Genomic DNA, 24,942 nt, shown 5'->3' on the forward strand with positions numbered 1-24,942 from the left:
GTGGTGGGCATTAGTTTTTGCGAACGGCGCGGAGAAGCTCGCGCCGTGCAAGGAACCATGAAGATTCCACTGTCAAGGGTTGCGGTCCGTCCTCTCGTCGTCGCGCTTTCGGCGGCCGTCGCGCTCGGCGGCGTCACCGGTTGCGAGTCGGGGCGCTCGAACGAGCGCTGGGTCGTCACCGAAGACACGCGGGTCGAGATCGACTGGGACGCGGTCAATCAAGCCTACCGTGAGGCCGAGGGCCCGGAAGACTTCGAGAAGCGGGTCAACGAGATCTACACCGGCGACGAGGTCATCAGCGTCTCGGTGCGCGACGAGGACGAGAAGTCTCAGGTCGTGACCGGCTTCTTCGACAAGAACGGCGACGGCAGCGCCGCCGACGGCGAGAAGATCTTCACGATCAAGCGCGACATCGTCGGCGAGGGCGCCGCGCAGTACCAGATCGCCGGCGCCGGCCCGTACGCGCACTACCACTCGCCGATGTGGGACATCGCCGCGGGCATGATGCTCGGCTCGTTCCTCTCCAACATGTTCATGCCGGGCTACCGCCCGATGTACATGGTGCCCTACAGCACCAGCCCGGCCCGCGCGGGCGCCCTGGCCGCGCATCGCGACGCGCACCGCGCCGCCAACCCGAGCAAGTTCCCGCCGAAGTCCGGCGCGAGCTCGGGCCGCTCCTACGGCAGCCGCGGCGGCGCGTGGGGCTCCGGCGGCTCGGGTCGCTCGAGCGGCGGCGGCGGTCGCCGCGGCGGCGGCTTCGGCATCAAGGCGAAGCGGACCCGCGTGCCGCTGCGCGCCTGATGACCTCGCTCCGCGACCTGCCGTTCGAACAGGCGCCGCCCCTGGCCCTGTTCGGGCTCGACCAGGACCACGATGTCCCGGTCGACCACGAGCACACGCGCTACGGCTGGTGCGTGCTGCCGGGCGTGGAGCTGGTCGGCGAAGACCAGGCGCTGTGGGTCGAGTCACCGCTGGTGCTCGCGCTCCACAGCCCCGACGAGGACCAGATCGCGGTACCCCGCCGCGGCGGGGTGCCGAGCGACATCAACCTCGAGTTCACGCTGTCGGCCGAGGACTCGGCCGTCGCGCTGCTGTCGGAGTTCCTGGCCACGCGCGTGCCGGCGCTCGCCGACGCGGGGCAGCCGATCGTGCTCGCGCTGTGCAACCCGCGGCGCGCGCGGATCTCCAAGCCGCCCGCGCTGGCCGGGCGCCGCATGTACTACGGGACAGGTGACGTGGTCGCCTGGCTCCGCCGCCGCGCCGGCGCGACCGACTGGTCGCTCGCCGGCGACGCGTTCGTCCAGCTCGAGAGCGCACGCTGGTACACCTGCTGAGGGCACCATGACCATCTCGCACGCCAAGAAGCTCGTCTACGCCGGGATCTACGTCCTCAAGCGGCTCGACCTCAAGCCGGGAGAGGGCGGGATCCGCCTGCCGGTGCTGCTCGAACCCCAGCACGCGCAGCTCGAAGAGGTGCTCGAGAAGCTGGTGATGGACGGCTACATCGAGATCGATCGCAAGGCGCAGCTCTACAAGCTGACGAAGCGCGGGACGGCACACCTCGGCAAGCTGATCGACGAGGCCGAGGGCTACATCGACGAGTTCGACGAGGTCGAGATCGCCGACGTCGTCGACGAGCTGCGCGCGCGCAACATCGACCCGCTGCGCGTGCGCTTCCTGTGGGGCTGGTACCAGGGCGAATTCGACGACGTGGCGCTGTTCCAGGAGCGCCGCGGCTTCGTCGAGGTGGAGCCCGACTGGCCGCTGTTCATCGTCAGCGACGATTTCTACGAGAACCTCGAGCTCGACGTCGAGGGCGACTCGCCCGAGGCGCTGGACGACTGAGCCTCGGGGGCATGTCCTTCGCTGTCAGTCGTCGAGCGTGATGACGACCTTGCCGAACGGCCCGCGGCGGAGGTGGGCGAAGGCCTCGGGGGCGGCCCGGAAGTCGTAGACCCTGTCGATCACCGGCTTGATGCGGAGGTGGTCGATGGCCCGGACCATGTCCTCGAGCGCACGACGGTGTCCCACGGCGATCGCCGCGAGTGTCGCCCGCTTGAAGAGGAGCGGCATCGTCGGAATGCGTAGGACCCACTCGTCGAGCAGGCCGATGATCGACACGCGTCCGCCGAGCGACACCGCCTCCAGCGAGCGGGCGATGTTGTCGCCGCCGGCCATCTCGAGGATGTGCTCGGCGCCGCGTCCGCCGGTCAGCTCCAGCACGCGGTCTTGCCACTCGGGCTGGCGCACGCGGTTGATGCCGTCGCTCGCTCCGAGCGCGAGGGCCCGCTCGAGCTTGTCGTCGCTGCTGGATGTGACGATCACGCGGGCCCCGTGGGCGACCGCGAATTGCAGCGCGAACAGGGACACGCCCCCGGTCCCCTGGACCACCAGCGTCTGGCCGGCCCGCACGGCGCCGAGCTCGACGACGGCGAACCACGCGGTCAGTCCGGCGACAGGGAGGGTGCTGGCCGCCGCCGCGTCCAGCGATAGGGGGGCCGCGACCAGCTGGGCGGCGGGCACCGCCACATACTCGGCCAGGCGGCCGAGGACCGGCTTGCTGTTCACGTCGGCCGGCGGGATCGGTCCGTCGATCCACCCGACGTTGTCGACGGTGATGACGCGGTCGCCGACGGCGAAACGCCTGACGTCCTGGCCGAGGGCCACGACCTCTCCCGCCATGTCCGAGCCCGGGACCATGGCGCCGTCCCAGGCCGCCCCCATGGCGCCGTCGATGAGCGCGCCGTCGCGGTAGTTCAAGGCCACCGCGCGCGTACGGACGAGCACCTCGCCGGGGCCCGGCACCGGACGCTCCGCCTGCACGAGGCGCAGCGCGTCCAGGCCGGGAGTCCGCAGCTCCCACTGCTTCATTCGCGGGGCCATGTCAGACGACCTCCTGCCGCACGCCGGTGCGCGCGGCCTTCTCGATGGCAGCCAGGAGCCGGTGACGGGTCACGGCATGGGCGAAGTCGGGGACGAGCCGGGTGTTCTCGCGGAGGTCGCGGGCGAGCGCCGCGTACTGGCGCAGCGTGTTGGCGCCGACGCCGTCGGGCGGGGTCGTCGATATCGGAGCGACCGAGGTCTGCTCACCGCGGCCGCCTCTCAGCGTGAGGTCGGCGACCTGGAGATTGCCGTTGGCGGCGGTGAGGACGAGGTCGCCCTCGGTCCCGGTGATCTCCCAGCGCAAGTTGTCGCCGCGCGAAGCGGCGCCGCGAAACAGCAGCGACGCGATCGCTCCGTTCTGCAGGGTCCCGCCGAGCGCGATGTGATCGAAGGCGGTCGCCTGCAACGGGCTTCCATCCTCGATCACGCGGACCAGCGGCCGGCGCACCGCTGCAGCGGCGTTGACGGTGGTGAAGTCGCCGAGGACGAAGTTCATCGCCTCCAGCGCGTGCATCATCGTCACGGTCATGAGGGTCACCCCGTGGTCGGCCTCGACGGCATAGGCGTGAGCTCTGGCGATCCGATCGCCCCAGACCATCCCGGCGCCGACCAGGTTGGTGGACAGGACCTCGCCGACGTAGCCCCGGGCGATCAGGTCGCGGGCCTCCTGGACCGCCGGCGCGAACCTGGCCTGGAGGCCGATCACGGTGCGCATGCCGGCCCTCTGCGCGCGAGCGTCGAGGTCCTCGGCCTCCTCCAGGGTTCGACCGAGCGGCCACTCCGTGAACACCATCTTGCCGGCCTCGAGCGCCGCGGCGGTCAGGGCGTGGTGATAAGGGACCCGGACCGACACCACCACCAGATCGACCCCGGGATGGAGAATCAAGGCCTCGGGGTTGGCGAACGCGGGCGTCCGAAGGGCCTCGGCGGCGGCGTCGGCCGAGGCCCGGTTGCTGGTGCTGACCGCTCGCAGCTCGAAGTCCGGCAGCGCCTGGATCGCGGGAATGTGGGCAGTCATGGCCCACCCGGGGTTCACGGTGCTGGCGCCGATGACTCCGACGCCGATTCTGTCACTGGCTGTTCGATGCATGTCGACCTCCAGCCCTGGCGCATGTGGCCGGGCCATCCAGATCTAAGTGCTCGCCCCCGGCGCGAGCAGATGCGGGATCCGCGAGGGAGCCTTCCAGATATCGAGAGGACGCCCGGGCCGGCGTCAGGCCGGCGGCGCGCCGACGCCTTCGGCCGCCAGCCGCGACTTCAACCTGGGCGCGACCCAGTCGAGGAAGGCGCGGACTTTCAGCGGGACGCGCCCGTGGCCGGAGAAGACCAGGTGGATCGGGAGCGGCGCGGTCTCGAAAGGCACGAGGAGCGGCACGAGGTGGCCCTCTCGCAGGTCTCGCGCGATCTGGAAGTCCAGCGCCCGTGTGATCCCGAGGCCCGCCCGCGCGGCGAGCGTGGCGGCGGCGGGCGAATTGACGGCGAGCCGGGTCCGCGGCTCGGCCGTCGTGGGCACGCCGTCCTTGAGGTAGCGCCAGGCAGACAGCGAGAACCTGCGGTAGGTGATGCCCTCGCGATCGATCAGGTCCTCGGGGGTCTCGGGGCTGCCGAATTGCCGCAAGTAGGCAGGGCTGGCGCAGGTGATCGAACGGGTGGCGCCGACGCGACGGGCGACGAGCGAATTGTCGTGCAGCTCGCCGATACGGACCGCCACGTGCACCTGCTCCTCGACCAGATGGACCACGGCGTCGGTCAGAAACAGGCGCATGTCGATCTTCGGGTGCGCCGCGAGGAAGTCGTTGGCGATCGGCAGGACGTGGAGCTCTCCGAACAGTGGCGGCGCAGTGACGCTCAATTCGCCCCGCGGCTCCTGGTACTCGCCGGCGGCGGCCTGCTCCGCTTCGTCCACCTGCTCGAGGATCTGCCGGGCGGCGGCGGCGTACTCGCGGCCCGCGTCGGTCAGCTCGACCCGTCGGCTGGTGCGCACGAGGAGCTGGGCGCCCAGGTAGCGCTCGAGCTCCGCCACCTTGCGGCTGACCGTCGCCAGGGGGACCCGCAGTCGGCGGCCCGCCGCAGACAAGCTGCCGGCGTCCACGACGGTGAGGAAGACGGACATCGCGTCGAGCCGGTCCATGACCTCTCATAACATGAGAGGGAGAGCCGGCGCGCTGCGGCTAGCGGTCGTCGTCGCGTTCGCGGCACTGCTGGACCAGCAGCTTGGCGACGAGCGCGGTCCAGCCGGTCTGGTGGCTGGCGCCGAGGCCCTGGCCGGTGTCCCCATTGAAATATTCGTGGAACAGCAGGTGGTCGCGCCAGTGGGGGTCGTGCTGGCGCGGGTCGTCGCCGGCGTAGGGGCGGCGGCCGCGGGCGTCGGGCAGGAAGATGCTGGTGAGCCGGCGCGACAGCTCGTCGGCGATCTCGCGGATCGACATGTAGTTGCCGGAGCCGGTCGGGCACTCGACGCGGAAGTCGTCGGAGTAGTAGTGGTGAAACTTTTGTAGCGCCTCGATGAGGAGGTAGTTGATCGGGAACCACACCGGGCCGCGCCAGTTGGAGTTGCCGCCGAACAGGCCGGTGCGCGACTCGCCGGGCTCGTAGCCGATCGAGAGGGTGGTGTCGTCGATGTGCAGGCGGTACGGCTGGGTGGCGTGGACCTTGCTCAGCGAGCGCACGCCGTGGTCGGACAAGAACTCGTTGGGGTCGAGCATGCGCCGCAGCAGCCGCTTCATGCGGCTGCCGCGGACGAGGGCGAGCAGGCGGCGCTCGCCGGCGCCCGGCTCGTACCAGCGCGAGACCAGGCGCGCGAGGTCGGGCCGGTGGGCGAGGAACCACTCGAGGCGGCGGCGGAAGCCGGGCATCTGCTCGAGCAAGCGCGGCTCGACGGTCTCGACGGCGAGCAGGGGGATCAACCCGACGAGCGAGCGGGCGCGCAGGCGCAGGGCGCGGCCGTCGGGCAGGTGGAGGACGTCGTAGAAGAACTCGTCCTGGTCGTCCCACAGGCCGATGCCCTCGCCGCCGAGGTTGTTCATGGCGTCGGCGATCGAGAGGAAGTGCTCGAAGAACTTGCTGGCGATCTTCTCGTAGACGGGGTTCTCGCGCGCGAGCTCAAGGGCGATCGTCATCATGTTGAGCGAGAACATGCCCATCCACGCGGTGGCGTCGCTCTGCTCGAGCACGCCGCCGCGCGGGAGGCCGGCGCTGCGGTCGAACACGCCGATGTTGTCGAGGCCGAGGAAGCCGCCCTGGAAGATGTTCTTGCCGGCCGAGTCCTTGCGGTTCACCCACCAGGTGAAGTGCAGCAGCAGCTTGTGGAACATGCCCTCGAGGAAGGCGCGGTCGCCCCGGCCCTCGTGGCGCTGCTCGATCTTGTAGACCCGCCAGGTCGCCCACGCGAACACCGGCGGGTTCACGTCGCTGAAGTTCCACTCGTACGCCGGCATGGCGCCGTTGGGGTGGAGGAACCACTCGCGCGTGAGCAGGTCGAGCTGACCCTTGGCGAACCCGGGGTCGACCAGCGCCAGCGGGATGCAGTGGAACGCCAGGTCCCACGCGGCGTACCACGGGTACTCCCAGGTGTCGGGCATCGACATGACGTGGCGGTTGAACAGGTGCCGCCAGTCGGTGTTGCGCCCGCTCGCCCGCCGGCGCGGCGGCGGCGGCTGGGCCGGGTCGCCGGTGAGCCAGTCGCGGACGATGTAGTGGTAGAACTGCTTCGACCACATCAGGCCGGCGATCGCCTGGCGAAACACCTGCCGCTCGTCGGTGGTCATCGTCGCCGGGATGTCGTCGTAATAGACGTCGGCCTCGGCCCGCCGCGCGGCCATGACGGCGTCGAACCCGGCGAACGGAGCGGCGAGGTCGACCACCGGCTCGTCGGGGCACTGCGGTGAGGCTGTCTTTTGGGACAGGCGCAGGCGCAGCGTCCAGGCCTGGCCGGGGGCGACGACGGCGCGGCAATGGACGGCCGACTTGGTGCCGCTCGCGCCGAGGACGCCGCCCTCGCGGCCGACGACGTGGCGGTGAAAGGCGTCCTTGACGTACGGGACGCGGTTCTTGGCGCCGTAGAGGCGCTCGAGGTTGGTCTCGTTGTTGGTGAAGATGACGTCGCCGCGGGTGTCGCCGACGAGCACGAGCTCGCCGAGCTCGTCGTGCTCGGCGACGATCGCCGGCAGGTGGTCGCGCCGGCGCACGGGGGCGAGCGAGGGGACGCGCGGGTCGTCGACCCAGGCCCAGGTGTTGCGGAACCACAGCGTCGGCAGGAGGTGCAGCGGGGCGGGATCGGGGCCGCGGTTGTGCGCGGTGATCTGGATGAGGATGTCGGTCGGGCCGACCTTGGCGTACTCGACGAAGACGTCGAAGTAGCGGTCGTCGTCGAACACGCCGGCGTCGGCCAGCTCGAACTCGGGCTCGGTGCGCGAGCGACGGGCGCTCTCGGCGAGCAGGCGCTCGTAGGGGTAGGCGGCCTGCGGGTACTTGTAGAGCGCCCGCATGTAGCTGTGGGTCGGTGTGCTGTCGAGGTAGAAGTAGACCTCCTTGACGTCCTCGCCGTGATTGCCCTGCGGGCCGGTGACCCCGAACAGCCGCTCCTTCAAGATCGGGTCGCGCTCGTTCCACAGCGCCAGCGCGAAGCACAGCCGCTGGTGGTCGTCGCAGATGCCGAGCAGGCCGTCCTCGTTCCACCGGTAGGCCCGCGAGCGCGCGTGGTCGTGGGGGAAGTAGTCCCAGACGTCGCCGTCCTCGCTGTAGTCCTCGCGGACGGTGGCCCACGCGCGTTCTGCGAGGTAGGGCCCGAACAGGTCCCAGCGTCGCTCGTGGCGGCGGAGTTCGGCGTGACGCTTGCGCTCGGGATCCATGGCCGCGCGGCACTGTACCACGCGCGGCCCGGCTCGCCGGTCGCCCGCCGGGGGCTGCCGCGCGCGGCGATGCGGGCTACCATTGCCGCGCCCATGTCCTCGACTTCGGCCAAGCCCCCGGCGCACGTCGTGATCTTCGGCGCGAGCGGCGACCTCACGCTGCGCAAGCTGATGCCCGCCCTCACCAGCCTCGCCGCGCGCGGGCGGCCGCAAGGCGGCTTTCACGTGCTCGGGGTCGCCCGCCGCCCGCTCGACGACGAGGCCTATCGCCAGCAGATCCGCGAGGCCATGCCGGAGGAGCAGCGGGCCGACTTCGACGCCCTCGCGCCGCGCGTGCACTACCTGCCCGGCGACGTCGGCGTGCCCGAAGACCTCGCGCGCCTGTCGCAGCGCCTCGACGAGCTGCCGGGCGGGCGCGAGGCCGGGCGGCTGTTCTACCTGTCTCTCAAGCCAGAATTGTTCGCGCCCACGGTGGCGCTGCTGGCGGTCGGCGGGCTCTTGCACGTGCGGGCCGACGACAAGTGCGCGTGGCGGCGGGTGGTCGTGGAGAAGCCGTTCGGCCACGACCTGGCGTCGGCCGCGGCGCTCAACCGCCAGCTGCACGAGTCGCTGCGCGAGGAGCAGATCTACCGCATCGACCACTACCTCGGGAAAGAGACGGTGCAGAACCTGCTCGGCTTCCGCTTCCACAACGCGATCTTCGAGCCGCTGTGGAACCGGCACCACGTCGAGCACGTGCAGGTCACGGTCGCCGAGGACCTGGGGATGGAGCGCGGGCGGGCGGCCTACTACGACTCGACCGGGGCGCTGCGCGACATGCTGCAGAACCACATGCTACAGGTGCTGGCGCTGGCGATGATGGAGCCGCCGAGCTCGCTCGACGCGGCGGCGATCCGCGGGCAAAAGGTGCAGTTCCTGCGCAGCCTGCACGCGCCGGGGCCGGAGCACGCGCTGCGCTACTCGGTCCGCGGGCAGTACGCGGCCGGCGAGGTCGGCGGCAAGAAGGTGCCGGGCTACCACGACGAGGGCGGGGTGCCGGCCGGCTCGCGCACCGAGACGTTCGTGGCGATCCGCGCCGAGTGCGACTCGTGGCGCTGGGGCGGGGTGCCGATCCTGCTGCGCCACGGCAAGCGCATGCCGAAGAAGTTCACCGAGGTGCGGATCCAGTTCCGCGTGCCGCCGGTGCAGCTGTTCAACCGCCCCGAGGGCCTCTCCGACGACGAGTTCCGCGAGCGCCTGCGCCACGGCGACCTGTGCCAGATCCGCCCCAACGCGCTGACCGTGTCGATCCAGCCGCGCGAGGCGATCCGGCTGTCCTTCGGGGTCAAGCGGCCCGGCTCGGCGATGGTGATGGCCCCGGCCGAGCTCGACTTCGACTACCGCGAGCGCTTCGGCGACCGCACCGCGCCGGCCTACGAGCGGCTGCTGCTCGACGCGCTGATCGGCGACCAGACGCTGTTCCTCCACGCCGACGAGATCGAGGCCAGCTGGCGCTTCGCCGACGCGTTCCGCGGGGCGTGGGACGGGCCCGACGCGCCGCCGCCGGTGGACTACCCGGCCGGCTCGTGGGGCCCGGCCGAGGCCGACAAGCTGTTCAACGGCTGCGAGGGCGGGTGGTCGGAGGGATGACGCCGACGCTCGAGATCGTGTCGTCGCCGCGCCCGGTCGAGGCCGCGGCGGACCGGCTGGCCCGCGCGATCGCCCGCGCCGACGCCCACCGCGGCGGCTGTCGCCTGGCGATCCCCGGCGGCTCGGCGCTGGCGGTGCTACCATATGTCCTGAAGGACCTGCCGCAAGGGACATGGTCGAGAGTACAGCTCACATGGGTCGACGAGCGCTGCGTGCCGGCGAGCGCGAGCGACAGCAACCGCGGGGCGCTGCTGCGGCTGGGGCTCGCGCCGCCGGGCGAGATGCTGCCGCTGTGGGCCGACGACGACGTCGATCCGGCGGCGGCGATCGAGCGGTTCACCCGCGAGTTCGTGCGGTCGTTCGCCGGCGGGCTCGACGTGGCGCTGCTGGGGCTCGGCGAGGACGGGCACGTGGCGTCGCTGTTCCCGGGGCACCCGGCGCTGCAGGCCGCGGGCGCGGCGGTGTACGTGCCCGACAGCCCGAAGCCGCCGGCGCGGCGGATGAGCTTGAGCTTGCCGGTGCTGCGGGCGACGCCGCTGGCGGTGATGATGGCGCAGGGGGCCGGCAAGCAGGCCGCGCTGCGCCGAGTGATTCGGCGCGAGGCCGGGCTGCCGACGACGGCGCTGCCGCACCTCGTGATCGCGACCGACATCGATTCGGAGGGTGAGAGCGATGAGTGATACAGGGCTGTGCGATCTGGCCGTGGTCGGCCTCGGCGTCATGGGCGGCAACCTCGCCCGCAACTTCGCCAGCCGCGGGCTGCGCGTGGCGGGCTATCAACGCACCGTCGAGCACGCGCACGCGCTGGCGGCGGCGCACCCCGAGGCGCACCTGCGGGTGGCCTCCAGCCTCGCGGAGCTGGTGGGGATGCTCGAGCGGCCGCGGCGGATCGTGCTGATGGTCAACGCCGGGCCGGCGGTCGACTCGGTGCTCGACCAGCTCGACCCGCTGCTCGAGGACGGCGACATCGTCGTCGACGGCGGCAACAGCCTCTACACCGACACCGACCGCCGGGTCGCGCGCGCGGAGGCGCGGCCGTGGCGGTTCGTCGGCATGGGCGTGTCGGGCGGGGCCGAGGGGGCGCTGCTCGGGCCGTCGATCATGCCCGGCGGCGACCGCTACGCGTGGGAGCGCCTGCGCCATCCGCTCGAGGCGATCGCGGCCCGCAGCCCGTCGGGCGTGTGCGTGACGTACTGCGGGCGCGGCTCGGCCGGGCACTTCGTGAAGATGGTGCACAACGGGATCGAGTACGGCGACATGCAGCTGATCGCCGAGGTCGCGTCGCTGATGCGCGAGGGCATGGGCTGGCCCTGGGGACAGGTGGCAGACACGTTCGCCGGGTGGAACCGCGGCGAGCTCGAGAGCTACCTGATCGAGATCACGGCCGACATCCTGCGCGCGCCCGACCCGCAGAACCCGGGGGCGCTGCTCATCGACGCGATCCTCGACCGCGCCGGGCAGAAGGGCACCGGCAAGTGGACGGTGGTGGCGGCGGCGGAGCACGGGGTGCCGATCCCCACCATCGCCGCGGCCGTCGACGCGCGCCTGCTGTCGGCCGCCAAGGACCTGCGCGAGCGCGCCGAGGCGGCGCTGCGGCCGAGCCGCGGGGTGGTGCAGGGCGTCTCCCCCGACGACCTGCGCGACGCGCTGTACGCGGCGAAGATCGCCAGCTACACGCAGGGCTTCGCGCTGCTGCAGGCCGCCAGCGAGGCGCGCGACTACGGGACCAACCTGGCGGAGATCGCCCGGATCTGGACCGGCGGGTGCATCATCCGCGCGGCGTTCCTCGAGCGGATCCGGGCCTCGTTCGCGCCTGCTTCACGGCCCTCCGGGCCTGAGGGGTCCGAGCGCCCGGAGCTGCTGGTGCTCGCGCCCGACTTCGCCGCCGACGTGGCGCGCCGCCTGCCCGGTTGGCGGCGCGTGGTCGCGGCGGCGGCCGCGGCCGGTCACCCGATCCCCGGGCTGGCCGCCTCGCTGGCGTGGTTCGACACACTCACCCGCTCGCGCGGCAGCGCGTCGCTCATCCAGGCCCAGCGCGACTACTTCGGCAGTCATACGTACGAGCGAGTGGACGCGCCCGGAGTGTTCGTCCACACCGAGTGGCCGCGGTCGTCCCAGTAGCCGTCCTGGCGACATTCGCCATAGTTGGGCCATGGCGACGTACATCGCATGGCTCTCCGAGCTGTCCTCCGCCGACGTGCCCAGCGTCGGCGGCAAGGGCGCCAACCTCGGCGAGATGACCCGCGCCGGGCTGCCGGTGCCCCCGGGCTTCGTCGTCACCACGGCGGCCTTCCTCGCCGCGGTCGACGCCGGCGGCGTGCGGGATGAGCTTTACGACATGTTCAAAAAGACAGACGGTGATTCGCCGCAGGGGCTGGCGGAGGCGTCGGCGCGGCTGCGGGCGCTGGTCCAGCGGGCCGGCGTGCCGGCCGACGTGCGGTCGGCGGTCGCGGCGGCCTACGCGGAGCTGGGGGCCGACGTGCCGGTGGCGGTGCGCTCGTCGGCGACCAGCGAGGACGCCGGCTCGACCTCGTTCGCCGGCATGCACGAGACCTACACCAACGTGGTCGGCGCGGCGGCGCTGTGCGAGCGCATCGTCGCCTGCTGGGCCTCGGCCTACGGGCAGCGGGCGCTGGCGTATCGCAAGGCGGAGGGCATCGGCGAGGAGCCGACGATCGCGGTGGTGGTGCAGAAGATGGTCGACGCGGCCCGCGCGGGGGTGATGTTCACCGCCGACCCGGCCACCGGCGACCGCGACACGATCGTGATCGAGGCGGCGTTCGGGCTCGGCGAGGTCGTGGTCGGCGGGCAGGTCGAGGTCGACACCTACGTGCTGAGCAAGAGCGGGCCGGCGGTCCGCTCGGCGCGGGTCGGGGCCAAGCAATTCAAGATCGTCCGCGACCCTCGCGGGCACGAGAATAAAGTGTCCCTCGGGACAGACGAGGCGACCCGCCGCGTGCTCACCGACGACGAGCTGCTGCTGCTCGCGCGCCTCGGCGTGAAGGTCGAGGCGCACTACGAGGCGCCGCAGGACGTCGAGTGGGCCGAGGCCGGCGGCGAGTTCTTCCTCGTGCAGACGCGGCCGATCACCACGCTGCCGACGGGCGCCAGGGACGCCGGCGAGGCGATGCGCGGGCGGGTGCTGCTTCACGGGCTCGGCGCGTCGCCGGGGACGGCCAGCGGCAAGGTGCGGGTGCTGCGGTCGCCCGACGAGGGCGGCAAGCTCGAGGCGGGTGAGGTGCTGGTGGCGGCGATGACGTCGCCCGACTGGGTGCCGACGATGCGCCGCGCCGCCGCGGTCGTGACCGACTCCGGCGGCATGACGTGCCACGCCGCGATCGTCAGCCGCGAGCTGAAGATCCCCGCGGTCGTCGGCGCGCGCGAGGCGACCCGCGTGCTGCGCGACGGCGAGGTCGTGACGGTCGACGGCCGGCGCGGGCAGGTGTTCGCCGGCGCCAAGCCGGAGCGCGTCGAGGTGGTCGCGCCGAGCGTCGGCGAGGCCGCGAGCCCCGGCGAGGCGCTGGCGACCCGGCTCTACGTCAACCTCGCGCTGGCCGAGCGGGCCGTCGAGGCCGCGGCGCTGCCGGTCGACGGCGTGGGCCTGCTGCGGGCCGAGTTCATGATCCTCGACGCGCTGGCCGGGCAGCACCCGCGCGACCTGGTGGCCCGCGGCGGCGGGCGCGAGTTCGTGGCGGCGATGACCGACCGCCTGCGGCAGATCGCGCGGGCGTTCGCGCCGCGGCCGGTGATCTACCGGACCTACGATTTCCGCAGCAACGAGTTCCGCGGGCTCAGCGGCGGCGAGCGCCACGAGCCGCGCGAGGACAACCCGATGATCGGGTACCGCGGCTGCTATCGCTACATCAAGGATCCCGCGCTGTTCGACCTCGAGCTCGAGGCGCTGGCGGAGGTGCGCGAGGAGACGCAAAACCTCCACCTGATGATCCCGTTCGTGCGCACGCGCTGGGAGCTCGAGCGCTGCATCGAGCGGATCGACCGCAGCCCGCTCGGCGACGACCGCGGGCTGCTGCGCTGGGTGATGGCCGAGGTGCCCTCAGTGGCGTTTTGGATCCCCGAGTACGCGCGGCTCGGGATCCACGGCGTCTCGATCGGCTCCAACGACCTCACGCAGTTGATGCTCGGGGTCGACCGCGACTCGGAGATCTGCGCCGAGCTGTTCGACGAGTCCGACCCGGCCGTCGTCGACGCGATCGCCCGGATCATCGCCACCGCCCGCGCCCACGGGCTCACGTCGTCGCTGTGCGGGCAGGCGCCGTCGAACCGGCCCGAGTTCGCCGAGACGCTGGTGCGCCTCGGCATCACGTCGATCTCCGTCAACGTCGACGCGGTCCACCAGGCCCGCGCCACCGTGGCCGCGGCCGAGAAGCGGCTGCTGGTCGCGGCTGCTCGTTCGAACATGACCAAAAGGACATGGTCTGACGAGGCCCGGCGCTGAGCGAGAGCCCCGCGGCGAATCGACTGGCGACGGCGTGTGAGCGTGCTATGGTGCCGCTCCATGCGTCAAGGTCGATGGATGAATCGTGTCACTCTGTCTCTCGTCGCGCTCGTCGGTTGTCATTCGGTCATGGCCGGCTGCGCGGCCTCGCCGGGCCCCGCGGCGACGGCCCCGGCCGCCGCCGCGGCGACGGCGGAGCTGACGGTCACGTACAGGGGCGCGCCGCTGTCGAACGCGCGGATCGTCGCCCGGCTCGGGCAGGAGGCGCGCATCGACACGACCACCGACGACGGCCACAGCGCGGCGATCAAGCTGCTGATCGAGGACGGAGGCGCGGGCAACTACCGCACCGCTGTCGACGTCCAGTACGACGGGGCGACGATCGGCTCGAACCTCTTCCTCAGCGCGCCCGGGCAGAGTGCGGCCGCCGAGAGCGATGAGCTGCGGCTCACGCTGCGCGTGAGCCCGGCGTGAATGTGACATGCTCTAAAAGAGCAGGTGCTATGGTTGTACGAATCACGGCACCAGCACCGCAGCGCCCGTGAACGCGCCGGCTCGCAGGTCGGTGAGCGCCTGGTTGGCTTCTATTAATGAGTAGGTGTGCGTCGCCAGGCGCAGCGGGGTGCGGGCGGCGGCGGCGAAGAAGGCGTGGCCGTCGGCGCGGGTCAAGTTGGCGACGGAACGCAGCACCCGCTCGCCCCACAGCAGCTCGTACGGGAAGCCGGGGATGTCGCTCATGTGAATGCCGCCGCACACGACCACGCCGCCGGGACGCACGACCCGCAGCGCGGCGGGGACCAGCGCGCCGACGGGCGCGAACAGGATCGCGGCGTCGAGCGGCTCGGGCGGGACATCGTCGGAGCCGCCGGCCCACACGGCGCCGAGGCTGCGTGCGAACTCCTGGGCCTCGGCGTCGCCCGGGCGCGTGAATGCGTAGACGCGCCGGCGCTCGTGCGCGGCCAGCTGACAGAGGATGTGCGCGGCGGCGCCGAAGCCGTAGAGGCCGAGCGCGCCGGGGTTGCCGGCCAGGCGATAGCTGCGGTAGCCGATCAGGCCGGCGCACAGCAGCGGGGCGGCCTCGACGTCCTGGTAGCGCGCGGGCACCTCGAAGCAGAACCGCGCGTCGGCGACCGCGAGCTCGCTGTAGCCGCCGTCGAGCGTGTAGCCGGTGAAGCGCGCGTTCGGGCACAGGTTCTCCTGGCCCCGAAGACAGGCGTTGCAATGTCCGCAGGCGCCGCCGAGCCAGGGCACACCGACCCGGGTGCCGGAGGGAAACTCGCCGGCCCTGGCGCCGCGTGCGACGATCCGGCCGACGATCTCGTGGCCGCAGATCAGCGGGAGCCTGGGGTCGGGGAGATCGCCGTCGACGACGTGCAGATCGGTGCGACACACGCCGCAGGCGGCGACCTGGATCACGACCTGATGCGGGCCGGGCTCGGGGGCCGGTCGATCGACGAGCTGCAGCGGCTCGCCGACGCGTTCGAGGACCATCGCGCGCATGGCAGTCAGGAGGCCGCAGGGTCGAGGGCGGCGCGGCGGATCGCGCCGAGCCACGGGGTGGCCTTGCGGATCAGCCCGTGCACGAGGATCGGCTTGCCGAGCACGAGGTCGTCGCGGCGCACGACGTCGAGGGTGAAGCTGACCTCGCACGGGCCGCCACGGTCGGCGGTGACGAGCCGCAGCTGGTCACCGCCGTCGATGATGAGCTCCCCCGCGAGCGCGCCGTAACCCACGGTGCCCTCGCCGCCGACGCCGGCGACGGCCGCCAGCTGCTCGGCGTCGAGCCGCCGCAGGTGCAGGTCTCGCACGACCTGGGCCCGCTTGGCGACGAGCACCAGCTCGCCGCCGGCGTCGCGCTCGAGCACGCCGGTGAGCAGGACGTCGTGATCGAAGAAATCTCGCAGGCCGCGCGGATGGCGGCCGCCAGGCCCGGCCAGCCGCGGCGAGAAGTCGTCCATCGGCAGCCACGGGGTCACACGCAGACGCCGGCCCTGGGTGTCCTCGAGGACAGGCCAGCGGTCGCCGACGCCGTCGCCGCAGCGCCGCAGGTGCCCGCGACCGGTGACGATCCGCCGCAAGAGCTGGTCCGAGTGCTCGAGCAGCGTGCTGAGGTCGATGGCACGCGAGGCGTCATACATGCGCCGGAAAGATGGCCGGCGGCGCCACCGCGGCAACCACCGGCGAGGCCGAGGAGGACGCACCCGATCTCACGCCAACGCCGATGCACGCACGAATTTCGGCGGGTACGAGCACAGCGCCGGCGCGGCGGCCTCCGCGGGCAAATGCGGCCCATCCGCGGCGATCCGCGGCGGACGAGCAGTCGGCCGCGGCGCGGCGAGCCAGGTCGTGAATTTTTAAATGTGAATCGCTCGATGGATTGAGGAGAGAGCAGATCGACACATGCGTCGGAGACGGTGTGTCTATATTGATATGTCTAAATGGACATGTCCTCGGGGTCTTGAGATGTTTATGCGACGACGGCGCGTCGGGTCAGGCGGGCAGGCCTGCGAGCTCGAGCGCGAGCTCGCAGTATGCGTCGACGTCGCTCGGCGTTTGCGGGTCGTCGGGCGGCCGCGGGGCCCATGCGGAGGTCGTCGACGCCGATTTGCGCGGGAACAGCAGCTCCCACTGCTCGTCATCCTCGCGGTCGAGGAACGCGGCGCGGGCCTGGCCGGCCGCGGCGAGCGAGGTCATGACCCGACGAGCGCTGCCTGGCCCGGCGAACAGCAGGCTCATGCCGCTGCTCGCGGGGTTCAGGGTCAGGACCACGTACCGCGGGCCGGCGCGGAGCGCCATGTAGACGAGGCCGACGCCGGCCTTGCCGTTCTGCAGGTGACGCGCGAGCGGTTCGTTGTAGCCGTCGAAGTAGCGCCGGACCTCGGCGTCGACCGGGACCAGGACCACGAGGTCGTAGTGGTTGACGATGTCGAACGCCGGCGGCAACCCGCGCACGCCGGCGTCGCCGCGGTGCGGAGTGTTCGGCGCCCACGGCCGGCAGGCGCGCAGCCGGCGGGCGTAGCCGTCCTCCACCCGGTCCGCGAGGGCCGCCAGCAACGCGTCGGCGCCGCTGCGCGGAGCGATGAACTCGAAGCGGTAGCTGAGACCCATGCCGCCGCTCTTCCGGGGACGACGGCGCCGTTCAGAACGGCTGCTGCTGGCTGAGGCAGTGCAGCGAGCCGAGGCCCACGACGAGGTACTTCGCGGCCACCGGGACGACGACGCGGTCGGGGAACAGCTGCTCGAAGATCTTCAGGGCCACCTCGTCGCTGCGCTGGTCGAAGGTCGGGACGAGCACGGCGCGGTTGGCGAACAGGAAGTTGGCGTAGCTGGCGGGGACCTGGCGGATGCCGCCGGGCCAGTCGTCCTCGGGCGGGAAGTCCCAGAAGATCGGGTCGGGCACCGGCAGCTCGACCAGCTGCAGCTTGTTGCCGCTCTGGTCGCGGGCCTCGGTCAGCGCGGTCCAGTTGCGCTCGAGCACCTCGTGGTCGGGGTGCCCGGCCGGCGCGCGCACGGCGGCGACCGTGTCGGTCTTGACGAAGCGGGCCAGGTCGTCGATGTGGCCGTCGGTGTCGTCGCCGGCGATGCCCGCGGGCAGCCAGATCGCGTGGGTGGTGCCGAGCGCGGCGTGCAGCTCGCGCTCGATGTCGGCGCGGCCGAGGCTGGCGTTGCGGCCGGGGTGGAACAGGCACGACTCGGAGGTCATGACCGTGCCGACGCCGTTGACCTCGATGCTGCCGCCCTCGAGCACGAAGTCGTGGACCCACAGCGGCATGTTCAGCAGCAGCGCGACCTTCTGCGGCACGAGGTCGTCGTTCTGGCAGTCGCCGTACTTGCCGCCCCAATTGTTGAAGTGGAAGTCGTGCAGGGCCAGCGCGCCGTCGGAGATCCGCTTGACGAAGATCGGGCCGTAGTCGCGGATCCACGCGTCGTCGGTGGCGATCGAGATCGACTCGCCGAGCATGCGCACGGGGACGAAGCGGCGCACGGCGGCGGTGAAGTCGGCGTGCTGCCGCTGCGCCTCGGCCAGGCAGCCGGGCCAGGTGGTCGGGTTGTGCGGGCGCGACAGCCAGATCGACGACAGCGGCTCCCACTCGGCGGGCATGCGGTAGCCGAGCTCGGCCGCGGAGGCGGTCAGCTCGGCCAGGGGGTGAGCGATGCGCGGGTGCTTCACGGCGTCACCAACCCAGCACGTAGGCGAACACGAGCGGCGCGACGATCGTCGCGTCGGACTCGATGATGAAGTTGGGGGTGTTCACGCCGAGCTTGCCCCACGTGATCTTCTCGTTCGGCACCGCGCCGGAGTACGAGCCGTAGCTGGTGGTGCTGTCGCTGATCTGGCAGAAGTAGCCCCACAGCGGCACGTCGGTGCGCCGCAGGTCCTGGTGCAGCATCGGCACCACGCAGATCGGGAAGTCGCCGGCGATGCCGCCGCCGATCTGGAAGAACCCGATCGAGCTCTTGTCGGCGGTGCCCGTGTACCACCTCGCCAGCTCGGTCATGTACTCGATGCCGGTGCGCACCGTGTGCACGTTCTTGACGTGGCCCTCGATGACGTGGCCGGCGTACATGTTGCCGAGCGTCGAGTCCTCCCAGCCGGGCACGAACATCGGCAGGTCGCGCTCGGCCGCCGCCATCAGCCAGCTGTCCTTCGGGTCGATCTGGAAGCTGTCCTTCAGGACACCCGACCGCAAGATCTTGTACATGAACTGGTGCGGGAACCAGCGCTCGCCGGCGCGGTCGGCGCCCTCCCACTCGGCCAGCACCGCGGTCTCGATGCGCCGCATCGCCTCCATCTCCGGAATGCAGGTGTCGGTCACCCGGTTCAGGTGCCGCTCCAGCAGCGCCTGCTCGTCCTGCGCGGTCAGCGAGCGGTAGTGCGGGACGCGCACGTAATGGTCGTGCGCGACGAGGTTGAACACGTCCTCTTCCAGGTTGGCGCCGGTACAGCTGATCGCCGACACCTTGCCCTGGCGGATCATCTCGGCCAGGCTGAGACCGAGCTCGGCGGTGCTCATCGCGCCGGCGAGGGTCACCAGCATGCTGCCGCCGCGGTCCAGATGGGCCCGGTACGCCGTCGCGGCGTCGACGAGCGCCGCCGCGTTGAAGTGGCGGTAATGGCGGCGAATGAACTCGGAGATCGGTCGGTCCTGCATGCGGCGGGCAGAGAATACGCGATCGCTGGCCCCAGTGGCACGGTCTGAACGGTGTCTCGCGGACAATGCGCACGAGGGCCTGGTGGCCCGGTCGGAAGGACAGTAGGTTTGCCCCGCATGCGGAGCCTCGCGCGCCTGGCTGAGCGGACCTACGACCTCGTGATCCTCGGCGGCGGGGTCACCGGCGCCTGCGTCGCCCGTGACGCGGCGCTGCGCGGGCTCCGGGTGGTGCTGGTCGAGAAGCAGGACTTCTGCAGCGCGACCTCGGCCGCGTCCTCCAAGCTGATCCACGGCGGCCTGCGCTACCTCAAGAACTTCGAGTTCGGGCTGGTGCGCGAGTCGCTGCGCGAGCGGCGGTTGTGGGAGCTGCACGCGCCGCACCTGGTCTACCCGCTGCCGATGCTGCTGCCGATCTACCGCGGCGCGGCCAACTCGCTGACCGAGATGCGGCTCGGCCTGACCGTGTACGACCTGCTGGCCTGGGACCGCAACCGCCTGCCCGACCCCGACCAGCGCCTGCCGGCCCACCGCACCCTCGACCCGGCCGAGGTCCTGGCGACCGAGCCCAGCCTCAGCGGCGACGGCCTGGTCGGGGGGGCGCTGCTCTACGACTGTCAGATGTTCTCGCCCGAGCGGCTCGAGCTCGAGTGTTTGCTGAGCGCGGCGGCGGCCGGCGCCGAGGTCGTGAACTACTGCGAGGCGGTCGGCTTCGTGCGCGAAGGCGCGCGGGTGGTCGGCGCGAAGGTCGAGGGCCGCCTGCCCGGCGACGGCTTCGTCGAGCTGCGCGCGCCGGTGGTCGTCAACGCCACCGGGCCGTGGGCCGACCTGATGCTCGAGACCCTCGGCCAGCCGCCGCAGGCCCACCTGGTCCGCTCGAAGGGGATCCACATCATCACCCGCAAGCTCACGCGCGAGGTCGCGTTGATGATGGCCGCCGGGACAGGACACTTCTTCGTCCTGCCGTGGCGCGACCACGCGCTCATCGGCACCACCGACGAGGTCTACGCCGGCCACCCCGACAACTTCCGCGTCACCGAGGCCGACATCGCCGGGCTCGTCGCCACGGTCAACCAGTTCTACCCCGGCGCCGAGCTGCGCCGCGACGACGTGCTCCACAGCTACGGCGGCATGCGCCCGCTCGTCGACGACGACGGCCCGAAGTCCGGGTCGTATCAGAAGAGCCGCCGCGCCGAGGTCTGCGACCACGGCAAGACCGACGGCGTGCCCGGCCTGATCTCCGCGATCGGCGGCAAGTGGACGACCTCGCGCGCGCTCGCCGAGAAGGTCGTCGACCTCGCGCTGCGCCTGCTCGGCCGCCCGCGCACGCCGACCATCACCCACCGCACGCCGCTGCCCGGCGGCGCGATCGGCAACTTCCGCGCCTACGTCGCCGACCTGCAGGCCCGCCACCCGACGCTGCCCGAGCCGCTGCTGCACCACCTCGCGCGCAACTACGGGGCGCGGGCCGGCGAGGTGATCGCGCTGATACGGGCCGACCCGCCGCTCGGCGCGCCGCTGCGGCCGGGGCTGCCGGAGGTCGGGGCGGAGATCGTGCACGCGGCCCGCACGGAGTGGGCGGTCGAGCTCGCTGACGCGGTGCTGCGCCGCACCGGCCTCGGCCAGCTCGGCGACCCCGGTCTGCGCGCGCTCGAGTCCGCTGCGCGCCTGATGGCCGCCACGCGCGGGTGGGACCGCGCCGAACAGGTCCGTCAGGTCGACCGCGTGCTGGACCGCTATGCCACCGTCGCATGACATCCGGCCCCGCCGGGCCGTAAAGTGGTGGGGGCGCTAAAGGGCCTCGTATGCGCGCGCGAGCGATCGTCAACCCCAACTCCTCCCGCGGCCGCCTCGCGCGGGCCTGGCCCGAGGTGCACGCGAAGCTCGAGGCGGCGCTCGGCCCGGTCGAGGTCGTCTTCACCGACGCGCCGATGGCGGCGGCCCGGCTGACCCGCGAGGCCCTGCGCGACGGGGTCGAGCTGGTGATCGCCTGCGGCGGAGACGGCACCAACAACGAGGTCGTCAACGGCTTCTTCGAGCCGCCCCGCCCCGGCGCCCCCGACGTCAAGGTCTCCGAGACGGCTGTCCTTTCGCTCCTGATGCTCGGGACAGGCGGCGACTTCCGCAAGAGCTTCGGCGCCGCCGGCGACGTCGACGCCCAGGTGCGGCAGATCGCCGAGGGCCGCCTGCGGCCGCTCGACGTCGGCCGCCTCGACTACGTCGCCGACGACGGCAGCCCGGCCGCCCGCTACTTCATCAACATCGCCAGCTTCGGCGTGTCCGGCGTGGTCGACCGCGAGGTCAACCGCGCCCGCTTCACCAAGCTGTTCGGCGGCAAGTTCACCTACTTCGCGGCGACCGTGCGCGGCCTCCTGCGCTACCGCCCGACCGAGGTGGTGCTGCAGGTCGACGACGGGCCCGAGCTGGCGCTGGTCGTCAACACCGCGGCGGTGTGCAACGGGCGCTACTTCGGCGGCGGCATGCACGTGGCGCCGATGGCCGACCCGAGCGACGGGCGCTTCGAGGTCATCGCGATGCACGACATGGGCCTCCTCGACTTCGTCCGCGACCCGAACGCGATCTACCGCGGCGAGCACCTGAAGCACCCGAAGGTGCGCCACCTCTCGGGCGCGCGCGTGCAGGCGCGCGCGGCCCCGGGCGCCGAGGTCCTGCTCGACGTCGACGGCGAGGCGCCGGGCCGGCTGCCGGCGACGTTCACCGTGTTGCCCGGGGCGCTGACCCTGCGCTATTGACCCGACACTCTCACATGTACGAAGGGACAGACCGATGATCGACCGACGCGCGCTGCGCTGGAACGGCTGGGGCTTCGTCCACACGGGCTTCGAACTGGGCCGCCGCGAACCGGAGGTGTGGCGCTGGGTCGCCGACGCGCTCGGCCGCAAGACCCTGCCGCACCGCCCGGCCGCGCCGCTCGAGCGCGTCGAGCTGGCGGAGCCGGCGCTGGCCGAGCCCGACCTGCAGGCCCTGCGCGCGCTCGTCGGCGCCGGCCACGTCAAGACCGACCGCTACGAGCGGGCCTTCCACGCCCGCGGCAAGAGCTACCTCGACCTCCTGGCCGTTCGGTCAGGTGACCTGGGACAGGCGCCCGACGCGGTGGTGTACCCCGGCACGGGCGAGGAGGTGCAGGCGCTGGTGAGCCACTGCGACCGCGAGGGCATCGCCGTGATCCCGTTCGGCGGCGGCTCGAGCGTGGTCGGCGGGGTCAACGCGCGCCGCCGCGACGGCCAGCGCGGCGTCGTCACGCTCGACACCACGCGGCTCGGCCGGGTCCTGGCGATCGACGCCGAGTCGCTGACCGCCCGCGTGCAGGCCGGCATCTACGGGCCCGAGCTCGAGCGCACGCTGCAGCGCGAGGGCTACACGCTCGGACACTACCCGCAGTCGTTCGAGTTCTCGACCCTCGGCGGGTGGATCGCCGCGCGCGGGGCCGGGCAGCAGTCGTACCGCTACGGCAAGGCCGAGAAGTGGCTGGTCTCCGCCGAGCTGGCGACCCCGCGCGGCCCGTGGCGCACCGAGAGCTTCCCCGCCTCGGCGGTCGGGCCCAACCTCAATCAGTTCGTCGCCGGCAGCGAGGGCATCCTCGGCGTCATCACCGAGGCGACCGTCAAGATCCACCGCGTGCCGGCCGAGAAGGACTACCGCGGCTACTTCTTCAAGGACTTCGTGGCGGGCGCCAAAGCGGTGCGGACGATCCTGCAGGAGGAGCTGCCGGTGGCGATGCTCCGCCTGTCCGATGGGCCAGAGACGCACTTCCTCCAGAGCTTCTCGGGCGCGCAGCACCCGCCCGGGGCGATCGAGCGCGCGGCGATGCAGGCGCTGGCGTGGCGCGGCTACGGCGAGGGCCGCTGCCTGCTGCTGGTCGGCCTCGAGGGCGACCGCGAGACGGTGCTCGAGTCGGGCGTCCGCACCCGCGCGGTCATCGAGCGCCTCGGCGGCGTCCACCTCGGCCGCCGCGCCGGCGAGCGCTGGTACGCCAAGCGGTTCGCCATGCCGTACATGCGCGACCCCATGCTCGACCGCGGGATCGCCGTCGAGACGCTCGAGACCTCGGTCCGCTGGTCCGACCTGCACAACCTCTACCGCGGCGTCCACCGGGCCATCCACGACGCCCTGCGCGACAACCCGGCCGACGCCGACGCGCGCGCGATCGTCATGTGCCACCTGTCGCACGGCTACGTCGACGGCGCGAGCCTCTACTTCACGATGATCTTCCCGCAGAAGCAGGGCGCCGAGGTCGAGCAGTGGCTGGCCGTCAAGCGCGCCGCCACCGACGCGATCGTCGCCGGCGGCGGCACCGTCAGCCACCACCACGGCGTCGGCACCGACCACGCGCCGTGGCTCGCGCGCGAGAAGGGCGAGGTCGGGGTCGCACTCTTGGCTGGCCTCAAGGACAGCCTCGACCCGAACCACACCTGCAACCCCGGCAAGGTGCTGCCCGGGTGACCGAGCCCGCCGCCGCGCCCGCGCGCCCGCTGCGACGCGACGTCGCCGCGGCCCTGCTGGTGCTCGTGGTCTGGCTGGTGCCGATCAGCGAGGGCGCGATCCAGGCCGCGCCGGCGGCGTGGTGGCCGACGATCGTGCGCGACCTCGGATCGATCTCCTGCCTGTTCCGCCACCGGCCCGAGAGCGTCTCGTACTACTTCGTGCAGGTGCTGCGCAGCGGCCGGCGCGAGTGGGAGGCGATCGACGAGCGGGCGCTGTTCCCGATGGAGCCGTTCGGCTACCGCAGCCGGTTCGACCGCTTCATGGAGCGCTTCGGCCACCGCTCCGACGCCGCGCGCCTCGACCTCGCCCGCTGGCTCGCCGCCCGCGACCGCGAGCTCGACCCGGCGCGCAGCCCGGTGGTGGCGGTCCGCTTCCTCGCCGGCGCGCAGCGGATCGACCGCGCCCGCCCGCCCGCGGGCCGCTGGCACAAGCCCGACCCAGGCGCCGCGCCGGTGCGCGTGCTGTCGAGCCACGACCTGCGCGAGAGTGACCGCAAGGACATGTCCGAAGAGACGGGTAAGTCGCGATGACGCGGCGGCGGGCGCTCGAGTTCGTGTTCGGCCCGGTCGCGGCCGGGCGCCTGGTCGTGTTCCGCAGCCTGTTCGCGGCGACGCTGCTGTACTACGTGGCGTTCCGCTGGCGCTTCGCCGCCGAGTGGCTCACGCCGGTCGGCTACCACCCGGGCGGCGCGGCCAGCGGCGGGTTCCAGCAGGCGGTGCCGCTGCTGTCGGAGGCGGCGCTGCCGTGGTTCGGCGCGGCCTACTTCGCCGCGATCGTCGCGCTGGTGCTCGGCGTCAGGCCGCGCCTGGCGATCTGGCCGGTCCTGCTCGGCACCGCCTACGTCACCGGCGCCGATCGCCTGGCCGCGTTCACGATCAACAAGATCTTCGTCGGCGGCCTGCTGATCCTCGCGCTCGCGCCACCGATCGAGAAGGACCCCGCGGGGCGGCCGACGATCCGCTCGGCCTGGCCGCTGCGGGCGCTGCAGTTCACGATGCTCGCGCAGCTGTTCGGCGCGGGTGTCTGCAAGGTCAGGTTCGGCGACTGGCTGGCCCACAGCGACACGTTGTGGCATCAGGTCCAGCTCAACTTCATGACCGATGCGGCGGCGTGGATGGTCCGCAACGTCTCGATGCCGGTGTGGGCCTTCCTGCAGCACCTGGCGCTGGCGTTCGAGCTGGCCTCGCCGCTGCTGTTCACCGTCCGCCGCCTGCGCCCGCTCGGCTACGCGATGGGCCTCGGCATGTTCGTCACGATCGCCGTGACCATGCGCGAGCTGGTGTTCTTCGCCCTGCAGATGTGCGCGTTCTTCGTGCTGTTCGTCGACGAGGACCGGCTGGCGCGCGCGCGCAAGTGGCTCGGCCGGGAGTGAGGCGCAGCGCCGGTGATTCGCTGCCGCTCGCTCGCCATTCGTTGCGACCGACGAGACCTCGCTGGCGGAGCAGGCGCCCGCCTCTCAATGAGTGGT

Annotated in this window: 22 protein-coding genes; 13 read left to right on the forward strand and 9 right to left on the reverse strand. The window is 72.0% G+C overall.

The genetic code is table 11. From position 1 onward, the window contains the following. Positions 1-57 precede the first annotated feature (57 nt). From K7C98_RS00515 to K7C98_RS00525, 3 genes are read left to right on the forward strand one after another with little or no spacing between them, the layout of a single operon-like run. Positions 58-801, forward strand: coding sequence for a hypothetical protein (locus tag K7C98_RS00515; protein WP_224189483.1), 744 nt, complete (start codon positions 58-60; stop codon positions 799-801). After that, positions 801-1,334: a hypothetical protein gene (locus K7C98_RS00520; RefSeq protein WP_224189484.1), complete on the forward strand. Its 534-nt coding sequence runs from the start codon at positions 801-803 to the stop codon at positions 1,332-1,334. Before K7C98_RS00515 ends, K7C98_RS00520 begins: the two co-directional genes overlap by 1 nt. Before the next feature lie 7 nt (positions 1,335-1,341). Continuing rightward, positions 1,342-1,845 (forward strand): hypothetical protein, encoded by a 504-nt coding sequence (locus tag K7C98_RS00525; RefSeq protein ID WP_224189485.1) that lies wholly within the window; start codon positions 1,342-1,344, stop codon positions 1,843-1,845. 24 nt (positions 1,846-1,869) lie between these two features. Here K7C98_RS00525 and K7C98_RS00530 read toward each other — a convergent pair whose 3' ends face one another. The 4 genes from K7C98_RS00530 to K7C98_RS00545 form a co-directional block, all read right to left on the reverse strand. After that, positions 1,870-2,883 carry a zinc-dependent alcohol dehydrogenase family protein gene (locus K7C98_RS00530; RefSeq protein ID WP_224189486.1) on the reverse strand — a complete coding sequence of 338 codons (1,014 nt, stop codon included), beginning with the start codon at positions 2,881-2,883 and terminating at the stop codon, positions 1,870-1,872. A gap of 1 nt (position 2,884) precedes the next feature. Next, on the reverse strand, positions 2,885-4,009 hold the full coding sequence (locus K7C98_RS00535; protein ID WP_346660259.1) for a Gfo/Idh/MocA family protein: 1,125 nt from the start codon (positions 4,007-4,009) through the stop codon (positions 2,885-2,887). Between the two features lie 87 nt (positions 4,010-4,096). Further along, positions 4,097-5,014: a LysR family transcriptional regulator gene (locus K7C98_RS00540; RefSeq protein WP_224189488.1), complete on the reverse strand. Its 918-nt coding sequence runs from the start codon at positions 5,012-5,014 to the stop codon at positions 4,097-4,099. Between the two features lie 40 nt (positions 5,015-5,054). Then, complete coding sequence (locus tag K7C98_RS00545; RefSeq protein ID WP_224189489.1) at positions 5,055-7,733, reverse strand: MGH1-like glycoside hydrolase domain-containing protein; 2,679 nt, start codon at positions 7,731-7,733, stop codon at positions 5,055-5,057. Between the two features lie 93 nt (positions 7,734-7,826). On the opposite strand from K7C98_RS00545, the gene zwf reads away from it, so the two are divergent. From zwf to K7C98_RS00570, 5 genes are all read left to right on the forward strand, one after another. Continuing rightward, positions 7,827-9,362, forward strand: coding sequence for a glucose-6-phosphate dehydrogenase (gene zwf, locus K7C98_RS00550; protein WP_224189490.1), 1,536 nt, complete (start codon positions 7,827-7,829; stop codon positions 9,360-9,362). Continuing rightward, the gene (gene pgl, locus K7C98_RS00555; RefSeq protein WP_224189491.1) at positions 9,359-10,042 is read left to right on the forward strand and encodes a 6-phosphogluconolactonase; all 684 of its coding nucleotides are present in this window, start codon (positions 9,359-9,361) and stop codon (positions 10,040-10,042) included. The genes zwf and pgl overlap by 4 nt, the downstream gene beginning before the upstream one ends. Beyond that, a complete protein-coding gene (gene gndA, locus K7C98_RS00560) occupies positions 10,035-11,483 on the forward strand; it encodes an NADP-dependent phosphogluconate dehydrogenase (RefSeq protein WP_224189492.1) in 1,449 nt (482 codons plus the stop codon). Before pgl ends, gndA begins: the two co-directional genes overlap by 8 nt. A 31-nt stretch (positions 11,484-11,514) precedes the next feature. Then, the gene (gene ppsA, locus K7C98_RS00565) at positions 11,515-13,818 is read left to right on the forward strand and encodes a phosphoenolpyruvate synthase (protein WP_224189493.1); all 2,304 of its coding nucleotides are present in this window, start codon (positions 11,515-11,517) and stop codon (positions 13,816-13,818) included. A gap of 78 nt (positions 13,819-13,896) precedes the next feature. Then, complete coding sequence (locus tag K7C98_RS00570) at positions 13,897-14,292, forward strand: hypothetical protein (protein ID WP_224189494.1); 396 nt, start codon at positions 13,897-13,899, stop codon at positions 14,290-14,292. A 42-nt stretch (positions 14,293-14,334) separates the two neighbouring features. Here K7C98_RS00570 and K7C98_RS00575 read toward each other — a convergent pair whose 3' ends face one another. From K7C98_RS00575 to K7C98_RS00595, 5 genes are all read right to left on the reverse strand, one after another. Beyond that, positions 14,335-15,318 (reverse strand): zinc-dependent alcohol dehydrogenase family protein, encoded by a 984-nt coding sequence (locus K7C98_RS00575; protein ID WP_224189495.1) that lies wholly within the window; start codon positions 15,316-15,318, stop codon positions 14,335-14,337. A gap of 5 nt (positions 15,319-15,323) precedes the next feature. Then, positions 15,324-15,956: a hypothetical protein gene (locus K7C98_RS00580; protein ID WP_224189496.1), complete on the reverse strand. Its 633-nt coding sequence runs from the start codon at positions 15,954-15,956 to the stop codon at positions 15,324-15,326. 352 nt (positions 15,957-16,308) lie between these two features. Then, positions 16,309-16,926, reverse strand: coding sequence for a hypothetical protein (locus tag K7C98_RS00585; protein ID WP_224189497.1), 618 nt, complete (start codon positions 16,924-16,926; stop codon positions 16,309-16,311). Between the two features lie 31 nt (positions 16,927-16,957). After that, on the reverse strand, positions 16,958-17,989 hold the full coding sequence (locus K7C98_RS00590; protein ID WP_224189498.1) for an agmatine deiminase family protein: 1,032 nt from the start codon (positions 17,987-17,989) through the stop codon (positions 16,958-16,960). A gap of 4 nt (positions 17,990-17,993) precedes the next feature. Further along, complete coding sequence (locus K7C98_RS00595) at positions 17,994-18,971, reverse strand: deoxyhypusine synthase family protein (RefSeq protein ID WP_224189499.1); 978 nt, start codon at positions 18,969-18,971, stop codon at positions 17,994-17,996. A 117-nt stretch (positions 18,972-19,088) separates the two neighbouring features. Between K7C98_RS00595 and K7C98_RS00600 the strand changes: the two genes are divergently transcribed. The 5 genes from K7C98_RS00600 to K7C98_RS00620 are packed head-to-tail and all read left to right on the forward strand — an operon-like array spanning position 19,089 to position 24,846. Next, the gene (locus K7C98_RS00600; RefSeq protein WP_224189500.1) at positions 19,089-20,723 is read left to right on the forward strand and encodes a glycerol-3-phosphate dehydrogenase/oxidase; all 1,635 of its coding nucleotides are present in this window, start codon (positions 19,089-19,091) and stop codon (positions 20,721-20,723) included. Between the two features lie 50 nt (positions 20,724-20,773). Further along, entirely contained in the window at positions 20,774-21,721 is a 948-nt protein-coding gene (locus tag K7C98_RS00605) for a diacylglycerol/lipid kinase family protein (protein WP_224189501.1), read from the forward strand. 34 nt (positions 21,722-21,755) lie between these two features. Next, positions 21,756-23,432 (forward strand): FAD-binding oxidoreductase, encoded by a 1,677-nt coding sequence (locus tag K7C98_RS00610; RefSeq protein ID WP_224189502.1) that lies wholly within the window; start codon positions 21,756-21,758, stop codon positions 23,430-23,432. Next, positions 23,429-24,004, forward strand: coding sequence for a hypothetical protein (locus K7C98_RS00615; RefSeq protein WP_224189503.1), 576 nt, complete (start codon positions 23,429-23,431; stop codon positions 24,002-24,004). The genes K7C98_RS00610 and K7C98_RS00615 overlap by 4 nt, the downstream gene beginning before the upstream one ends. Next, entirely contained in the window at positions 24,001-24,846 is an 846-nt protein-coding gene (locus tag K7C98_RS00620) for a hypothetical protein (RefSeq protein WP_224189504.1), read from the forward strand. Before K7C98_RS00615 ends, K7C98_RS00620 begins: the two co-directional genes overlap by 4 nt. Positions 24,847-24,942: the final 96 nt, after the last annotated feature.

Origin of the sequence: Nannocystis pusilla, assembly GCF_020073745.1 — a bacterium.
Lineage (GTDB): Bacteria > Myxococcota_A > Polyangia > Nannocystales > Nannocystaceae > Nannocystis > Nannocystis radixulma.

Coding starts and splice junctions, on each gene's coding strand:
- K7C98_RS00540 (WP_224189488.1), bottom strand. CDS start 5,014: ATGGACCGGCTCGACGCGATGTCCGTCTTCCTCACCGTCGTGGACGCC.
- K7C98_RS00535 (WP_346660259.1), bottom strand. CDS start 4,009: ATGGCCCGGCCACATGCGCCAGGGCTGGAGGTCGACATGCATCGAACA.
- K7C98_RS00580 (WP_224189496.1), bottom strand. CDS start 15,956: ATGTATGACGCCTCGCGTGCCATCGACCTCAGCACGCTGCTCGAGCAC.
- K7C98_RS00595 (WP_224189499.1), bottom strand. CDS start 18,971: ATGCAGGACCGACCGATCTCCGAGTTCATTCGCCGCCATTACCGCCAC.
- K7C98_RS00545 (WP_224189489.1), bottom strand. CDS start 7,733: ATGGATCCCGAGCGCAAGCGTCACGCCGAACTCCGCCGCCACGAGCGA.
- K7C98_RS00520 (WP_224189484.1), top strand. CDS start 801: ATGACCTCGCTCCGCGACCTGCCGTTCGAACAGGCGCCGCCCCTGGCC.
- gndA (WP_224189492.1), top strand. CDS start 10,035: ATGAGTGATACAGGGCTGTGCGATCTGGCCGTGGTCGGCCTCGGCGTC.
- zwf (WP_224189490.1), top strand. CDS start 7,827: ATGTCCTCGACTTCGGCCAAGCCCCCGGCGCACGTCGTGATCTTCGGC.
- pgl (WP_224189491.1), top strand. CDS start 9,359: ATGACGCCGACGCTCGAGATCGTGTCGTCGCCGCGCCCGGTCGAGGCC.
- ppsA (WP_224189493.1), top strand. CDS start 11,515: ATGGCGACGTACATCGCATGGCTCTCCGAGCTGTCCTCCGCCGACGTG.
- K7C98_RS00610 (WP_224189502.1), top strand. CDS start 21,756: ATGATCGACCGACGCGCGCTGCGCTGGAACGGCTGGGGCTTCGTCCAC.
- K7C98_RS00515 (WP_224189483.1), top strand. CDS start 58: ATGAAGATTCCACTGTCAAGGGTTGCGGTCCGTCCTCTCGTCGTCGCG.
- K7C98_RS00525 (WP_224189485.1), top strand. CDS start 1,342: ATGACCATCTCGCACGCCAAGAAGCTCGTCTACGCCGGGATCTACGTC.
- K7C98_RS00600 (WP_224189500.1), top strand. CDS start 19,089: ATGCGGAGCCTCGCGCGCCTGGCTGAGCGGACCTACGACCTCGTGATC.
- K7C98_RS00620 (WP_224189504.1), top strand. CDS start 24,001: ATGACGCGGCGGCGGGCGCTCGAGTTCGTGTTCGGCCCGGTCGCGGCC.
- K7C98_RS00530 (WP_224189486.1), bottom strand. CDS start 2,883: ATGGCCCCGCGAATGAAGCAGTGGGAGCTGCGGACTCCCGGCCTGGAC.
- K7C98_RS00570 (WP_224189494.1), top strand. CDS start 13,897: ATGAATCGTGTCACTCTGTCTCTCGTCGCGCTCGTCGGTTGTCATTCG.
- K7C98_RS00585 (WP_224189497.1), bottom strand. CDS start 16,926: ATGGGTCTCAGCTACCGCTTCGAGTTCATCGCTCCGCGCAGCGGCGCC.
- K7C98_RS00605 (WP_224189501.1), top strand. CDS start 20,774: ATGCGCGCGCGAGCGATCGTCAACCCCAACTCCTCCCGCGGCCGCCTC.
- K7C98_RS00575 (WP_224189495.1), bottom strand. CDS start 15,318: ATGCGCGCGATGGTCCTCGAACGCGTCGGCGAGCCGCTGCAGCTCGTC.